15 protein-coding genes are annotated in these 14,969 nt (G+C 39.4%); 9 read left to right on the top strand and 6 right to left on the bottom strand.

The features are described from left to right. Positions 1 to 29 precede the first annotated feature (29 nt). From FO442_RS12520 to FO442_RS12510, 3 genes are read left to right on the top strand one after another with little or no spacing between them, the layout of a single operon-like run. Complete coding sequence (locus tag FO442_RS12520; protein ID WP_144333543.1) at positions 30 to 692, top strand: CBS domain-containing protein; 663 nt, start codon at positions 30 to 32, stop codon at positions 690 to 692. Between the two features lies 1 nt (position 693). After that, positions 694 to 1,572 (top strand): NAD kinase, encoded by an 879-nt coding sequence (locus FO442_RS12515; protein ID WP_144333542.1) that lies wholly within the window; start codon positions 694 to 696, stop codon positions 1,570 to 1,572. Between the two features lie 10 nt (positions 1,573 to 1,582). Beyond that, positions 1,583 to 2,575 (top strand): LacI family DNA-binding transcriptional regulator, encoded by a 993-nt coding sequence (locus FO442_RS12510; protein WP_144333541.1) that lies wholly within the window; start codon positions 1,583 to 1,585, stop codon positions 2,573 to 2,575. A gap of 273 nt (positions 2,576 to 2,848) precedes the next feature. On the opposite strand, the gene FO442_RS12505 is transcribed toward FO442_RS12510, so the two are convergent. Together FO442_RS12505 and FO442_RS12500 are read right to left on the bottom strand one after the other, a co-directional pair. Beyond that, positions 2,849 to 4,426: a lectin-like domain-containing protein gene (locus tag FO442_RS12505; protein WP_144333540.1), complete on the bottom strand. Its 1,578-nt coding sequence runs from the start codon at positions 4,424 to 4,426 to the stop codon at positions 2,849 to 2,851. A 143-nt stretch (positions 4,427 to 4,569) separates the two neighbouring features. Next, a complete protein-coding gene (locus FO442_RS12500; protein WP_144333539.1) occupies positions 4,570 to 6,300 on the bottom strand; it encodes a DUF4139 domain-containing protein in 1,731 nt (576 codons plus the stop codon). A 142-nt stretch (positions 6,301 to 6,442) separates the two neighbouring features. Between FO442_RS12500 and lysA the strand changes: the two genes are divergently transcribed. Beyond that, positions 6,443 to 7,672, top strand: coding sequence for a diaminopimelate decarboxylase (gene lysA, locus FO442_RS12495; RefSeq protein ID WP_144333538.1), 1,230 nt, complete (start codon positions 6,443 to 6,445; stop codon positions 7,670 to 7,672). Between the two features lie 21 nt (positions 7,673 to 7,693). Here the strand turns inward: lysA and FO442_RS12490 are convergent, their stop codons facing one another. Continuing rightward, entirely contained in the window at positions 7,694 to 8,383 is a 690-nt protein-coding gene (locus FO442_RS12490; protein WP_144333537.1) for a class I SAM-dependent DNA methyltransferase, read from the bottom strand. Between the two features lie 47 nt (positions 8,384 to 8,430). Here FO442_RS12490 and FO442_RS12485 point away from each other — a divergent pair, with 47 nt between their 5' ends. Next, positions 8,431 to 9,468: an alpha/beta fold hydrolase gene (locus tag FO442_RS12485; RefSeq protein WP_144333536.1), complete on the top strand. Its 1,038-nt coding sequence runs from the start codon at positions 8,431 to 8,433 to the stop codon at positions 9,466 to 9,468. Positions 9,469 to 9,659: 191 nt separating this feature from the next. Next, complete coding sequence (locus FO442_RS12480) at positions 9,660 to 9,893, top strand: hypothetical protein (RefSeq protein WP_144333535.1); 234 nt, start codon at positions 9,660 to 9,662, stop codon at positions 9,891 to 9,893. 572 nt (positions 9,894 to 10,465) lie between these two features. Here the strand turns inward: FO442_RS12480 and crtD are convergent. After that, on the bottom strand, positions 10,466 to 11,932 hold the full coding sequence (crtD, locus tag FO442_RS12475) for a 1-hydroxycarotenoid 3,4-desaturase CrtD (protein WP_144333534.1): 1,467 nt from the start codon (positions 11,930 to 11,932) through the stop codon (positions 10,466 to 10,468). An 80-nt stretch (positions 11,933 to 12,012) separates the two neighbouring features. Between crtD and FO442_RS12470 the strand changes: the two genes are divergently transcribed. Continuing rightward, positions 12,013 to 12,420 carry a VOC family protein gene (locus tag FO442_RS12470; RefSeq protein ID WP_144333533.1) on the top strand — a complete coding sequence of 136 codons (408 nt, stop codon included), beginning with the start codon at positions 12,013 to 12,015 and terminating at the stop codon, positions 12,418 to 12,420. 61 nt (positions 12,421 to 12,481) lie between these two features. Here FO442_RS12470 and FO442_RS12465 read toward each other — a convergent pair whose 3' ends face one another. Further along, positions 12,482 to 12,790: a hypothetical protein gene (locus FO442_RS12465; RefSeq protein WP_144333532.1), complete on the bottom strand. Its 309-nt coding sequence runs from the start codon at positions 12,788 to 12,790 to the stop codon at positions 12,482 to 12,484. A gap of 188 nt (positions 12,791 to 12,978) precedes the next feature. Between FO442_RS12465 and FO442_RS12460 the strand changes: the two genes are divergently transcribed. Both FO442_RS12460 and FO442_RS12455 read left to right on the top strand, forming a co-directional pair. Then, the gene (locus tag FO442_RS12460) at positions 12,979 to 13,323 is read left to right on the top strand and encodes a PadR family transcriptional regulator (protein WP_222101995.1); all 345 of its coding nucleotides are present in this window, start codon (positions 12,979 to 12,981) and stop codon (positions 13,321 to 13,323) included. Further along, positions 13,316 to 14,473: a hypothetical protein gene (locus tag FO442_RS12455; RefSeq protein WP_144333530.1), complete on the top strand. Its 1,158-nt coding sequence runs from the start codon at positions 13,316 to 13,318 to the stop codon at positions 14,471 to 14,473. Before FO442_RS12460 ends, FO442_RS12455 begins: the two co-directional genes overlap by 8 nt. A 67-nt stretch (positions 14,474 to 14,540) precedes the next feature. Here FO442_RS12455 and FO442_RS12450 read toward each other — a convergent pair whose 3' ends face one another. Further along, positions 14,541 to 14,918, bottom strand: a complete 378-nt coding sequence (locus FO442_RS12450) for a VOC family protein (RefSeq protein ID WP_144333529.1) — start codon at positions 14,916 to 14,918, stop codon at positions 14,541 to 14,543. Positions 14,919 to 14,969 lie beyond the last annotated feature (51 nt).

Genomic DNA, 14,969 nt, shown 5'->3' with positions numbered 1-14,969 from the left:
GCTACCTTTTTACTACTTTGGCGCATAACATGACAGCAAAAGAAGTAATTACAGACGAGATTCCCCCGTTAATTCATACAGATTCAGGGGAGAAGGCATTGATTTGGATGGAAGAGTTCAAAGTTTCGCATCTTCCAGTATTGAAAAATGGCAATTTTGTAGGGCTGATTTCCGAAAACGATATTTTAGATAAAAAAGACCTGGAATTGTCCCTGGATGTGCTGTTCGATCACCTTCCGAGACCTTACGTTTCTGAAAATGCTCACATATATGAGGTATTGGGCAAAATGGCGGAACACCGCATTTCCGTTTTACCGGTCCTGGATGTCAATGAGCAATACCTGGGATGCACCAGCGTTCATCAATTGATGACCCTGATCGCGAATACTGCCAGTATTAAAGAGGTCGGTGGAATAGTTATCCTGGAAATGAACCGGGTTGATTATTCTCTCGCACAGATCGCTCAAATTGTAGAAAGTGAAAATGCGAAAATCCTTTCTTCATTCATTATGTCTTCAGGGGATACTACCAGGATAGAAGTTACACTGAAGATATCGGAAGTGGATTTATCCCGTATCATTCGCTCTTTTGAACGGCATGATATGATCGTGAAAGCAAGTTTTCAGCGTTCAACAGATCAGGATGATATGCAATTCAGGTACGATGCGTTGATGAATTATTTAAACATTTAAGATGCTGGTTGCAGTTTATAGTAAGAAAGTCAATAAAGCTACGATTCCGATTTTTATGCGTTTCGCAGCTGTAACCGAACGCTTTGGCTGGAAGCTTATCCTTGAAAAAGAATTAAAGCATCAGTTGGTTAAAAAGACCGGGATTTTTAAAGAAACAGAAGTGTTTTCAAGTCACGAAGATTTTCACCAGGGAATTGATCTGGCCTTTAGTATTGGGGGAGATGGAACTTTTTTGAGAACTGTTGCGTACATCCGCGATTCAGGCGTTCCCATTCTTGGAATTAATACCGGAAGACTTGGATTCCTTGCCAATATCGGCGACGAATTTTTTGAGGACGCTTTGGAATTGGTCCGTCAAAAAAGATATGATTTTCAAAAAAGGTCTTTGCTACGGGTAGATACGGAAAGAGGAATTTACGGTTCGGATAACGTGGCAATGAATGAAGTAACGCTCTTAAAAAAAGATACTTCATCGATGATAACGGTGGATACTTTTCTGGAAGACAAATACTTGAATTCTTATTGGGCCGACGGTTTAATTGTGGCTACACCGACCGGTTCCACAGCCTATAATTTAAGTTGTGGCGGACCCATCGTTACACCGGGGTGCCAAGTCCATATTATTACTCCAATTGCACCGCACAACCTGAATGTTCGGCCGGTGGTAGTTCCCGACAACATGCCGATTAAATTAAGAATAGAGGGACGGGAACGCAATTACTTGATTTCATTGGACGGTAACGCTAAAAGTATCAAACAGAACGAAGAAGTTTTGATCAGAAAGGCCGAATATATGATTAATGTAATTAAATTAGAGGACACTAATTTCTTGGATACGATTCGCAACAAAATGTCGTGGGGAAAAGACCAAAGAAACTAACGTTTTAGGAATGAAATCAAAAAGAACATCACTTGCGGATATTGCCGAAAGTTTAAATGTTTCAAAATCTACTGTCTCATTCGTATTGAATGGCAAAGGAAAACAATTCAACATCAGTGAGACAACGCAGAAGCTAATCTTGGATAAGGCAAAAGAACTGAACTATGTTCCGAACTATTTTGCTAAAGGATTGAGAGAAGGGAAAACACAAACTATCGGTTTGGTCTTGGCCGATATTTCCAATCCCTTCTATTCGGAGTTAAGTAAAGCGATTCAGGAGTCTTTATACGAAAAAGGATATAGCTTGTTTATAGTTTCCACAAACGACGACAGCACCATGGAACTGAAACTGATCCGCGATTTGATTTTGCGTTCGGTGGATGCCCTGATCATTGCTCCTTGCAATGGAATTCCCGCATTGAAACCTGTTTTGGACGAAACACCGATTCCGGTTGTTTGGGTTGACCGGATCGGAGATGAATTTGCAGATTTTGTAGGGGTTGATAATTACATGGAATCTGCAATGCTGGTTAAAAAATTCTCGGTAAAACCTAAAAAAGTCGGAATCCTGCATCCGAAAAGATCCGATGTAATGACCATCCAATTGCGTATAGATGGAACAAAATCGGCATGTGAAAAACAATCGATTCCGTATGAGCTGGCTTCTTTGAGTGAAAATCAAAAAGAAAGTGTAGAAAAAATCAAGCAAATGATCGACGATGGAGTGGATTCGTTTGTTGCTTTAAACAATAAGGTGGCTCTGCATGCAATCAATGCACTGAATATTTTGAAAGTAGAGATTCCGAAAAAAGTGCGTATTATTTCGTTTGATGACTCTGAAGCTTTCTCTTACTTTGCTCCTCCGGTTACTGCTTTGAGTCAACCTGTGAACGGGATAGGGAAAGAGACGGTCGAAAGGTTGATGGATCGATTGAAAGAATCTACCGAAAACCGGAAGCATTTGATGATGGAATGTTCGTTTATTGAACGGGGGTCACACTAAACATGTTTAAATGTTTAAAGAAGTTCGATAGGTTCAAAAGTTGTTTGAGCCTTTTTTATCGGTTAAACTTTTTTAAACTTTCTATGGACACAAAAAAACCGCAGACAAACTCTGCGGCTTCATATCGGTAAGAGATGTGTTAGAATTTCTTCTTTAACAAATATATCTAAGGGCTTAACTACTTCCAAATTAATTTACTAGTTCATTTAAATTATTCGGCAAGTGTTAAAAAAAAAAGGGGTGAACGCCGGCGAATAACAGTATGAACGAATTCTATTTATCGATAAAAAAACGTTGATTTTCAAAAATAGTCTCCTGTTTATTCCAAGATTTCAGGATGTAAATCCCTTGTGATACAGAGGTGATTAATTGGTTTTCAGCCTTAGATTCGTTCGTTAAAACTTCTGTAATCGCTTTTCCGTTTAAATCAAAAATCTGGTAGTAAACGGATTTATCTGCGAAATGAATGGATACAATTCCTTCTTCAGAGGAAAGACTTGTGATCAGTTTTTTGGAATCAACGGAACAGTTGAAAGCAGATATCAAGTCACTGTATTCCAATTTTCCGTCGATATCCACAGAAGTCAGACGGTAATAAATCTGTTTTTCCCATTTGCGCTCGTCTATATAAGTATATTCCAAAGGAACGTCTGAACTTCCGCTGGCCTGAAACGTTGCAAGCGGATAAAATAATTGTCCGTCGAACGTATAGTCCATGACATAATGATCCAGGCGGCTCTCCGTTTCAGCTCTCCAGAAAATACGGTTGTACCCATTATCACAACTGGTCTTAAAAGCACTGAGTTCTACCGGAAGAACTACCGTTGAAGGACAGAAGTATTGTTGGTTGTTCAAACCTCCTGTTGCGGCTGTAGCACCCCAATATACCGTATTGTCTCCTCCGAACACGGAAGTCACAAAATTCCCGTTACAGGTTAAACGCAAATTCCCGTCCACATAAATTTGAAGGTTCAAAGTAACAGGGTCCCAGGAAATCATAATGGTATGAACAGCACCGTCATCCAGGTTTGCCAATGATGCAAAAGCTGGCACTGGTCCACAATACGGGGCTCCCGGACCTTGCAGGTTTCCGTCAATCTCAACGGCAATGTGATCTGCCAGCATATCGTAAACGTGCGCGGGATTGTCGTTGTCGTATGTATCAAATTCCACGACCAGGGAATTGGGAATATTTCCGGCTCCCAATTGTCCTCCTGCAGTTCCGCAAGCTGTTGGGTTCGGCTGAAAGGTGAAAGTTGTTCCATCCGCCCCATTGATATTATTCCCGAAGTAATAATTCAGGGAAAGATTAAAAGGTTGATTGAAGTCAATCACCGTGTTGTTCCATGCACATCCTGTTTGATTGGATGTTTCCGGGGTTAACTCAATACAACTTTGTCCACCGATGGTCTGATAACTTGCATTTCCGTTCAAACAATAGTTTCCTGTATTTGCTACCATTTTGTAAGCCAAAGTTACATTGGAAGTTAAGTCGTGTACACAGTTGTATTTAGACACCAGGATCCGGATTGTTCCCGTAAAGGTAGCAGTCCAGTTGATGGATGCATTTGTTCCGCAAATATCATCTGCATAAACAATTTGAGTTGCGCCCGTGGCATCCAGCAGTGTGAGTTGTGTGTCTATTCCAGAAGCGCCTCCTCCGGTACAGAAAGTAAATTCGTATTGGTTGCATTGGACCACATTTACGGTATAGTATCGGCCGTTTTGTGTCGCAAAAGTCTGATAAGCTGCTGTTGGTGTCAATGAACCGGATGCAGTTCCACCGGTACATGCAAATGCACGGATAAATGACAATCCACTAAAAATCAGTAGTAGGATAGTTTGCTTCATAATCAATAGTTTAGCGCAAACATACTAAAACGATATAGTGAATTCCTAATTTTTTAACAAATTATTTACTAAAAATTTAGCTTTGATTCATTAATTCGTCTAGGGGTAAAAAAAACTCTCAGCCGAAACCGAGAGCTTTTTCTTTAGAAGCTTGGACAGCTAATGGTCCGGAAAGTCTTCGTTGTGACTTTTGCGTTTTTCGGGTATTTGACCGAATAACCGATTTCCAGATTGGCTGTTTCTCCCGGCTGAAGGATAATCATATAGGTAACTTCTCCGGTAAGATCATTCTTTTTGCCGGTGCCGATAGTTTCTACCGTAACCGTAATTTCACCGGAACTGGAAAGCGGAATCTGATCGAATACGTTGATTTTTACAGGTACGGTTCTGTTATTGCGGACCTGGATATCGTAGAAATACGTGTCTTTTTTCGTACTTCCGGATATTTTCTTCGTGCTCATTTCTGATTTAAGTTTGCGCAATACCTGTATTTTGGAATCGCGTCCAAAAGATAAGCTCAAAGTATCATCAACGTTATTGGTGTTGATTTCGCTGACTCCTACGTAGTTTCCTGCAAAATAAACGTTCGTAGGACCGGGAATCAGATCCAGATCCTGCCATCCGACAATATTTGCCAGTAAGAAAGATCCCTGATCCAATTTCGGAACGGAGACATGTGTAAACGTTGCAGGCATGTTGATCTCTTTAATCTCTACGATATAAGGTTTTGCATCTGTGGGGCAGGAGAACGGATGTGCGATAACGAATTCTGCATTCAAATCGGAAATCTCGATTTGTTTCATCGCAACGGTACTTACCTTTTTTCCTTCATTTTTGGAACCTGATCTGCTCGAAGAAAAATAGTCCGCATTTTCACTGACCTTTTGATCTAACACATAATTGTCATAGGCGCGCTGATTTGCCATGTTAATCTCATTCATGATCTCGGTACGGTATTCTGTTTTTTGTTGCATGGGTTGAACATAGGATTTTTTGCTGTATTCAACTTGTTCACCATAGCGGATATAAAAGGGATTCAGAACCGGTGAGGCAGCACTCAAAAGCGGATCAGAAGTACTTAAAGTTAAGTGTACGTTTTTCCAGTCGTTTCCGGTATTGTTGTAAACCTGGGCCTTGTATTTCAGGTTAATCGGCTGATTTAAATCTGTGGCGGAAAGGTCGTAAGTGGCTGCCCAACCACAATCGGAAACCAGGTACTTCAATGTGCCGGAAATATCGGTGCTGTTGTCCACATCAATCAGCACGATTACCTGGTTACTGCGTTGATTTTCTAGATAGTTCAATTCGGTTAATTGAAAACGGGTATCGTTTATTTTAGAAGATAGTACCTCTTGTTCCTTCCTTACTTTGGTAATGGTTTTATTGATCTCAAAAGTACGTGTACGGTAATATTCCCCAGCAGCCTTGATTTGATCGATCGTTAAGGTGTTTTTACCTTTTAAGTCCTTATTGGTATTCAATATCCCCAGTTCAGCCTGGTATGAACTTAATAAATCCACGTTCATCTGATGCCTGTCCTTTAAATCTTCAAGAGAATCTGCCAGGACTCTGATTCTGGGATTCCATTGTTCCGCTGCCAAAAAATCCATTTCTGTTGAAATAGAAACCAGACGAAACGAGCCGGAACCGGTAAATTGGATGGTTCTTGGATCAGCAAATGCCGAAATTCCCGAAAAGATAATTTTGTTTCTCCCTTTGATAAGTTTCACCTGGGTTTCATGTGTCATCTCACCGGCAGTAAGAAATAATTTGACTTTCTTAATATCGGTTTTAAGCACCTGCTCCTGTATGCTTTGCGCAAAAATAGCAAGTGGAAAAAGAACCAGTAACAAGTTTAAAAAGTGTTTTTTCATAGAATTGGTTTTAGGGTAATACACATGGATAGCTCATCCGTTCAAAAGCAAAATGTTTTATTTCAAACAAATTGTGTTAAAACAAAAATTTTGTGAAATAAATATTTGTTTCTACTTTTGACCTCTGAAAAGTAATAATAAAATGAACTCAAGACTCTTGGAATCTGTGGCCGGTGAATTTGGAACGCCGGTTTACGTGTATGATGAAACAAAAATTATTTCACAGTATAATCGTTTGAAAAAGGCCTTTGGTCCGCAAGAAGTAAAACTGCATTATGCAATGAAGGCATTGAGCAATATCAATGTGCTGAAAACATTGAAGGAACAGGGTGCCGGACTGGATGCTGTTTCAATAGAAGAAGTTTTGTTAGGATTGAGAGCAGGGTTTGAGGCAAATGAAATTATGTATACACCCAATGGTGTTGCATTCTCCGAAATAGAAGAAGCCGTAGCTTTAGGTGTGATGATCAATATTGACAACCTGAGTGTGCTGGAACATTTCGGGATGGTTTACGGAGCAAGTGTTCCGGTGTGTATCCGAATCAATCCGCACATATTGGCAGGTGGTCACGCAAATATTTCTGTTGGACACATTGATTCCAAATTTGGGATTTCGATTCACCAGCTAAGACACATTCAACGGATCGTTGAACATTATAAACTGCATATTATTGGTTTGCACATGCATACGGGAAGTGATATTGTAGATGCAGATGTCTTTTTGCAGGGCGCTGATTTATTATACCATGCGGCGGGGTATTTTCCGGAATTGCAGTTTATGGACTTCGGATCGGGATTCAAAGTAGCTTACCAGGAAGGTGACTTTGTAACGCCAATTGAAGAAATCGGGACTAAAATAGGGGAGTCCTTTCAACATTTCTGCAAGGAATATGGCCGGGAACTGGAATTGTGGTTCGAACCCGGAAAATTCCTGGTAAGTGAGAGTGGAGTATTACTGGTTTCCGTTAACGTGGTAAAGCAAACCACATCAACCGTTTTTTTAGGAGTGAACAGCGGACAAAACCATCTGATCCGGCCCATGTTCTACAATGCGTATCATCGCATTGAGAATATTTCCAACCCGGAAGGACAAAAAAAATTGTATTCTGTTGTGGGTTACATTTGTGAAACAGATACCTTTGGGTATGATCGCCCGATCTCAGAAGCGAAAGTTGGGGATGTCCTGGGAATTTACAACGCCGGAGCTTATGGCTTCAGCATGAGTAACCAGTACAATTCACGATTGAGACCTGCGGAGGTTTATATTAAGGACGGGGTTCCTCAGTTGATCCGGAAAAGAGAAACGCTTGAAGATGTCATCCGAAATGAAATTGATTTGTCAAAAAGTGCTTCCTACGCTACATACGAATAAATAAAAGCATTGCGCTTTTCGTTAACTAAACCTTTGTTGGGCCGGGATCATTGATACCGGCTCTTCTTTTTTAAAGAATCCTTTCTTTTGAGCAATAATGATCAGATCCGTATCTGTTTCAGTTTCAGAAATAACAAAGGGTTGTGTGTGTTTGGACAGGATTTGAAAACCGATTTGTTCCAGTAACCGAACCAGGAATGTTTCCTCGTAATAATGCATCATTAATTCTTCCCCGGTACTTGATGCCTTTAATCGGGAATTTTCGTATAGATCTTCCATGGTGCTGAGATAGACGATACCGTTATCGGAGAGTTTTTCGTATGTTTTAATTAAAAACAGTTCTACCTGTTCGGCGGAAAGATAGGGAAACAGAAATCCGATAATGATAGCATCAAAAGAGGAGTCAAGCCGATCGATCTCCATGGCATCATAAACCCGGAATTGTGCCGTTGGATTATTTATTCGCGCCAGATTAATCATATTGGGGGCCAAATCGATTCCCAGCAATTTTAAACCGGGTTTTTGTTTCAGTAAAAAATGGCTAATATTTCCGGGACCGCAAGCCACATCCAGAACAGACGAATGGTCACTTAAATAAGCAAGAAAACTATTCAGTGATTCGCTGTAACAGTCTACGGAGAAGAAACGCTTCTGATAGGAATCTGCCATTTTGTTGAATAAATCAACTGCTTTTTGATTGTTGTTATCCATTGCGTTCACATTTTTTTCGGGTAAATTAGACAAAAATAGTTGCTTTTATGATGCGCACAGTAGGATTTGTGATCACCTTGTTCTTATTGACACCGCTTCTCTTTTTTTGTTCGGATGGTAGTCGGCAAGTAAATGAAAAGTCAGAAAAAAATGAAAAAGATGCGATAAAAGGAAAACGGAAAAATGCTGAAGAAACGAATGAAATCTCAGGTTCAGAGCAGGATGATGAATTCATTTATGATGATTCGCTCAGTGAATACATCAATGCCTACAACAAAACGCTTTCATTATTTGAATTGCCGGTCAGGGAGAAAGATGTCCCCACCCAATTCGGGAATGCACACGTATTGATCTGCGGGAAATCGGAAAATCCGCCGGTGGTGCTACTGCATGGGATGAATGCCAGTTCTACCATGTGGTATCCGAATATGAAAACCCTGGCCAAAAATTATTGTGTGTATGCGATTGATTTTTTGCTGGAGCCCGGAAAATCTACCTGCAATACCAAACGGTTAAATAAAAAGCAGATTGCAGACTGGTACGATGAGGTATTTTCAAAACTTGGACTGAAGTCCGTTTATTTAGTGGGATGCTCGCGTGGTGGCTGGCTTGCCGTGGCAGTTACTTTAAATAAACCCGAAAAAATAAAGAAACTGGTATTGCTCAGCCCGGCTCAAACATTTACATGGATCCCGCCGAGTTCCGCCTTGCTAAGCAATATCACGTATTCGATTTCTCCTGACAAAGATAAATTGGGTCAAATCCTGTCGGGATTATCCGTTCGAAGTGTCAAAATAAATAAAACATACTTTGATCAATATTACCTGGGTACGGAGAAAGATGCTATTTCTTCCTGCATTTTTCAGATGACACCTTATTCCAGAAAATCTGTGGAAACATTAAGTATGCCTGTATTGGTATTGATTGGAGATAAGGATATCATAAACAATCAGCGGTGTTTGGATAAAGCGAAGAAATGGCTCCCAAATGTCCAAACCGGAACAATTGAAAATGCAGGACACTTTTTAAGTTTTGATCAGCCTGACACGGTGAATTTGCTGATCCGGAATTTTTTAAAGGAGTAAAAACAAAGAATTCAACTGTTAAATAATTAACAATTGATTATAGGAAAGATTGTAATGTTGTCTATCAATTGGGGGGTAGATGCTTCCAAATACAAAGCGGCATTGACAGCATTTAAAAAGTAGAAAAAAAATACGGTAGTTTAAATTTAAGGGCATTTTGCTATCATAAACTTAACAATACATCAATTGCAATGGAAGTTGCATGGTCACATCGAATTTGTGCTCCTACATTTTTTAATAAAAAATTGATGGATTTAATTGGGCTAAAATGGGCGAATCCTTTAACGAAAAAGAAAAGATTGAATCAACAAGGCCATGACAACAATCTCAAACTTAGAAGCAAAGGTTTTGATTCTCCAGCTTACTTGGTCAAAGAATTCTCAGATAAAATCAAAAATACAGAGCATTTTTATCAAAAAAAATGAAGCACTTGATGATAGTTTATCAAGACTTTCCATAAAGCAAGATTTCTTAGATGTACTTGAATTTGAAAGGATCTTCACTAAATGTGGTTTTTCAGGGGAACAGACTTTTTATCTTTTTTCAACTTGACTGTTGGCTTTTCTTTTACATTCAGTTGATTATAATTGGTTTGTCGAACGAATGAAACCTAAGTTTCTAAATGATGTAAAGAATGGAGATATACCAGATTGTTTTTTGACTTGGGTTGATCGAAACTCAAATACCAATGGCAAAAGGGAAGAGTTCGCAATGTGTGTTAATCCTAAAAGTTTTGAAACTACCCTACAAGTAATTGAATTAGTCAAACAAGCAAGACTTGCATATGGGATTGTAAACTCTTTTCGAGTGCCTTATAATTTTACAAACCATTGATATGATTATTAATATCACGGAAAATGTAAGTTATTTGACAAGAAATGCAATAAGGTATCTTAATTTTCTGTCTTTGCGGTTACTTTTTTTGTCGATGATTGATTAATGAAGGCATCGTCCGCAAATAATAAGATGATTTCGAAGGTGTCTCCGTTGTTTGTAATTAAAGGCTAGGGATTAAGTCTGTTGCAATTTTAGCGGAAAGCAGGCAAAGCGGAATTCCTCCACCGGGATGAACACTTCCTCCGGCGAAATAGAGTCCGTTTATTTTGGAAAAATTCGGATGACGAAAAAAGGCGGCCATCCGGTTGTTTGAACTTGCTCCGTAAAGAGCACCTGCAAAGCTGTTGGTGCGATCTGATATACGAACCGGGTCCAAATAATCTTCTTCTTCTATCAAGGATTCTATATCTGTTTTCAGGATACGATTCATCTTTTTAATGATGGTTTTACGTACGCACGTCCGAAGTTTTTCCCAATCTTGCCCCTGATTTGCCGGAACATTGATCATGACGAACCAATTTTCTTTTCCTTCAGGAGCATCTCCGGTAACGACCTTGGAAGAAACATGAATGTAAACGGTGGGATCTTCACTGACAGTATTTTCTTCGAAGATGGCTTCGAATTCCTTTTTGTAGTCGTTACTGAACAGAATGTTATGGACATCCAACTCAGGAAAGGATCTGTTTATTCCCCAATAAAAAATAAGAGCTGAACTGCTCGGTTCCTGATTCATTGTTTTTTTTGGAGACTTGTGCTCAGGAATTAGTTGGTTATAACTTTGTTTTACATCGCAATTACTGATGATCAGGTCGGCCGGATAAAAACCTTTTCCAGTTTCTATTCCTTTGATTTTTCGATTGACAGTTTGAATGTTTTTAACCCGTTCGTTGAAATGGAACCGGACCCCGATTTCTTCAGCCAGTGTCATGCAGGCAGTTAAAATGTGATGCATTCCTTCTATTGGAAAATAGGATCCGACACCGAATTCCAAATGTGGGATACTGCTCAGGACTCCCGGAGCTTTGTATGGGCTGGATCCGTTATAGGTTGCAAAACGATCAAACAACTGGATAAGCTTCGGATGGTTCAAACGTTTATTGTTCACCTCGTGCATGCTGTCGAATAAATTCAGCTTCCGGATGGAAGAAACTGTTTTCAGGATATCCAAAGAAAGATAGGTGCTGAACTGATGCAGCGATTTTTCAAGAAATGAATGACGTGTCCGTTCAAATAGATACGCACTGTGCTCCAGGTATTTTTTCAAAGGCATTGAATCAACATTGAGTTTGGATTCGATCTCATTTAAAAATTTGGATTGGTCCGAAAAGGCGTGCAGAATCGTTCCGTCCTCATAGAAATAATGACAAAGTATGTCGAGTTGCTGATAAGCGAAATAATCCCTTGGATTTTTGCCACATAACGTGAACAATTCATCCACTAAATGCGGAAGCGTAAAGAGGGAAGGCCCGGCATCAAAACGGTAGTTTCCCAATTGAATACTGGTGAGTTTTCCACCCGCGTAGGAATTTGCTTCAAAGACAGAAACAGCATATCCTTTTTTTGTTAATCGGATTGCTGAGGCGATCCCTGCAATTCCCGAGCCAATAACAATAGCTTCCTTAGACATGTGCTAAAAGTAGCTTATTTCGAAATACCTGTTTGGAATTGAAGTTTAATTTCTCATCTTTAACACTAAATTTTGATCAAATGGGAAGAGCAATCGGAATCGGAGGTATTTTCTTTAAGTTTAAAGACGAAAAAGCCATGATAACCTGGTATAAGGAAGCGTTGGGACTCAATCCGAATGACTACGGGGTGTTGTTTTCGTTTAATGGAAACTCAGATCCAAGAGCGTATTTACAACTCGGAGTATTTCCTGAAACATCCGATTATTTCGGAATGGAAAGCCAACGTGCAATGATCAATTTCCGGGTAGAAGGAATCGAAAGTTTGCTGGTGCATCTTCAAACAATAGGAACAGTGATTTGTGACGACATAGAAACGTATGAATACGGTAAATTTGTCCACATTTTAGATCCGGAAGGTAACCGCATCGAATTGTGGGAGCCGGTTGATTCTAGTTTCGATAAGGAAAATATTCAGGAAATGCGCTAGTCCTTGCATTAAAATAACCTATTTAGATAATTACCTAGGTAAGTGGTGGATAATCTTGCACTTATCCACGGGTGGTAAAAGCCCAACGAATTTTATCCCATTCTTCAAGCAGATCTTCATTTTTTGACCAGAAATAAGTATTCCCCAAATAAAAACCTTTTATCAATCCGCTTCGCTCTATCAGATTTACATGATGGTTCAAGGTCTTTTTGTGCAACCGTATAAATTGTTCCAGCATCGGGATATTCATGATCTGGTGATTATCCAGATATTCCAAAATTTCTATGCGTGCTGATGCTGAAATCACCAATCCCAATTCTGCATTCCGGTTCGTCTCATACGTGAAGATGTGTTTCTTTTTTGCTCCCATAAATAATACTTTCTTATTTAATTTAAGAAAAAAGTTGATTTGATACAATAGAGGAGCACATGTTTTTATATCTGCTGTTTGATTTTTAATCAATTGATTTATAATGGATTAATATAAATAACAGAATTAATACCTAATTTTCTTAGGTAAAAATTTGTATACATAAAATTCTTATGTATATTTGTCCTATGTATTCATCAGAACTTTTAAAAGGTACGCTTAAAACAATCGTTCTCAATCTGCTCAAGGACAACGGCAGAATGTACGGTTATGAAATTACCCAACGTGTCAAAGATCTCACCGGTGAGAAAATTCAGATTACCGAGGGAGCACTTTATCCAACCTTGCATGCGCTTGAGTCACAAGGCGAATTGCAAACGGAAGAAGTCTTCATCGGTAAGAGGGTACGCAAATACTATACGCTCACTGAAAAAGGACAGTCGACAGCCAAAGAGAAAGTAAACGAGTTGGTGGATTTCATGAATACCATGAAGTTTCTGTTGGATTTAGAGCCAAGAACTGGAAATGGTTAAAGTTTCGGACGAGCAAGTTGATTTTATTCTTCGTGAAATTGAAGCACGTGGGGTTACTATTGAAGATCTGCAATGGAACCTACTGGATCACATGTGCTGTATTATCGAGAATGAAATGTCTGAAACAGACAACTTTGACCAGTTCTTTCAAAGGCTCTTGCCTCGATTTTTCAACGACAACTTGCGTGAAATTCAGGAGGAAACAGAATTGTTATTAACCTTCAAACATTTTTACGCCATGAAAAAAACAGTAAATATTTCGGGCCTTTTAGCGGCCGTTTTCACCCTTTTGGGATCCGTTTTTAAAGTCATGCACTGGCCTGGTGCCGGAGTTAGCTTTGTATTGGGAATCGCTATTTTCAGCTTAATCTTTCTTCCGCTGATGATTGCCCTTAAATTCAGGGATGAGGGATCCAAAACAGATAAACTCGTTTTAAGTTTCGGATTTTTAGTGGGAATCGTTGCCTCATTGGGTTTTCTATTTAAAATGATGCATTGGCCAGGGGCGAATATACTCATGCTTTCGGGTTTGGTTTCATTTACCTTTGTTTATGTTCCCTTGTATTTCTTTACACGGGTTAGAAGACCGGAACTGCGTTTCAATGCCACTGTTAACTCCGTCTTAATGATGGGATGTGGAGGATTGTTATTCGCAATGTATAATCTGGGATATTCTACCAGGGTGGAAGAATCTTCCAGACAGGCTTACCGTTTGCTGAATGAAGAAGTTCAAAAGATGGATCAATCAAAGGTTATATCAGTGAATCGGGAGGATGTAAAAGCATTGCAGAGACAGGTCATGAAACTAAACGAGGAAATCATCAGTCTGAAATCCATGATTATTCGAAGCTCTGCTAAATTGACAAAGCAGGAATACGATGCGATGCCGGAAGATGAAGCCTTTGCCAGATTACCGAAAGAAGAAGCAATGTCGCGTATTTTGAATGCAAATATTCAGCATAAATGGGATGATGTGTGTAAGCTGACAGAACAGATCAATGGAAGATTGAGAACTGCTTATCCCGGGCAAAAAGATTTGGTGTTTGAAATCAGTTCAATTGATCTGGCATCCAACACCACAAAAATCGCACTGCAAAATCTGACTTTGATCCAGATGCATTTGCGATTGTTGAAATTAATCGCCAGCTAAATCACCATTCATTTTTTGAGTGCAGATAAACAAAGCGAGGAGGGGAATTTAGTTAGTTCCTCTTCTTTTACTTTGCTTGTTCATCCACTTCAAAAATCCCAAACGTATTATTATCCAAATCAATAAAGTATCCTTGCCAGCATCTTCCCGGAATTGCAAATTTGGGTAAAGCCACCCGACCTCCCAATTTTAAGATCAAAGCTGCTGTTTCGTCAAAACTGCTCACTTCAATGGAACAAGTAAAAGCATTCGTTCCATATTCCGCTGGCGGGATTTGGGTCGGGCGTTTCAATAGACCGCCATACATATTGTTCGTTTCTATGCGATAGTATTCGATAGGTACGAATTCTTCCTTTACAAATTTCCATCCGAATAATGATCCATAGAATGCTTTGTCCCTGTTTGGATCAGAAGATTGAATTTCAAAATAAGAAATGGTATTCATAATGACCGATTTCTTCGAAGATAATAGAAACGAATCAAATAAAAAAGAGAC

The sequence above is a fragment of the Fluviicola chungangensis genome (assembly GCF_007558725.1).
In the GTDB taxonomy this organism is placed as follows: domain Bacteria; phylum Bacteroidota; class Bacteroidia; order Flavobacteriales_D; family Crocinitomicaceae; genus Fluviicola; species Fluviicola chungangensis.
This window is presented reverse-complemented; position numbering and strand designations above follow the sequence as displayed.

What these genes read in the sequence shown, in the direction of transcription:
- FO442_RS12460 (WP_222101995.1), top strand. Translation starts at nt 12,979, where the DNA reads ATGTATTCATCAGAACTTTTAAAAGGTACGCTTAAAACAATCGTTCTC.
- FO442_RS12455 (WP_144333530.1), top strand. Translation starts at nt 13,316, where the DNA reads ATGGTTAAAGTTTCGGACGAGCAAGTTGATTTTATTCTTCGTGAAATT.
- FO442_RS12485 (WP_144333536.1), top strand. Translation starts at nt 8,431, where the DNA reads ATGATGCGCACAGTAGGATTTGTGATCACCTTGTTCTTATTGACACCG.
- FO442_RS12500 (WP_144333539.1), bottom strand. Translation starts at nt 6,300, where the DNA reads ATGAAAAAACACTTTTTAAACTTGTTACTGGTTCTTTTTCCACTTGCT.
- FO442_RS12465 (WP_144333532.1), bottom strand. Translation starts at nt 12,790, where the DNA reads ATGGGAGCAAAAAAGAAACACATCTTCACGTATGAGACGAACCGGAAT.
- lysA (WP_144333538.1), top strand. Translation starts at nt 6,443, where the DNA reads ATGAACTCAAGACTCTTGGAATCTGTGGCCGGTGAATTTGGAACGCCG.
- FO442_RS12520 (WP_144333543.1), top strand. Translation starts at nt 30, where the DNA reads ATGACAGCAAAAGAAGTAATTACAGACGAGATTCCCCCGTTAATTCAT.
- FO442_RS12510 (WP_144333541.1), top strand. Translation starts at nt 1,583, where the DNA reads ATGAAATCAAAAAGAACATCACTTGCGGATATTGCCGAAAGTTTAAAT.
- crtD (WP_144333534.1), bottom strand. Translation starts at nt 11,932, where the DNA reads ATGTCTAAGGAAGCTATTGTTATTGGCTCGGGAATTGCAGGGATCGCC.
- FO442_RS12490 (WP_144333537.1), bottom strand. Translation starts at nt 8,383, where the DNA reads ATGGATAACAACAATCAAAAAGCAGTTGATTTATTCAACAAAATGGCA.
- FO442_RS12450 (WP_144333529.1), bottom strand. Translation starts at nt 14,918, where the DNA reads ATGAATACCATTTCTTATTTTGAAATTCAATCTTCTGATCCAAACAGG.
- FO442_RS12470 (WP_144333533.1), top strand. Translation starts at nt 12,013, where the DNA reads ATGGGAAGAGCAATCGGAATCGGAGGTATTTTCTTTAAGTTTAAAGAC.
- FO442_RS12515 (WP_144333542.1), top strand. Translation starts at nt 694, where the DNA reads ATGCTGGTTGCAGTTTATAGTAAGAAAGTCAATAAAGCTACGATTCCG.
- FO442_RS12480 (WP_144333535.1), top strand. Translation starts at nt 9,660, where the DNA reads ATGGAAGTTGCATGGTCACATCGAATTTGTGCTCCTACATTTTTTAAT.
- FO442_RS12505 (WP_144333540.1), bottom strand. Translation starts at nt 4,426, where the DNA reads ATGAAGCAAACTATCCTACTACTGATTTTTAGTGGATTGTCATTTATC.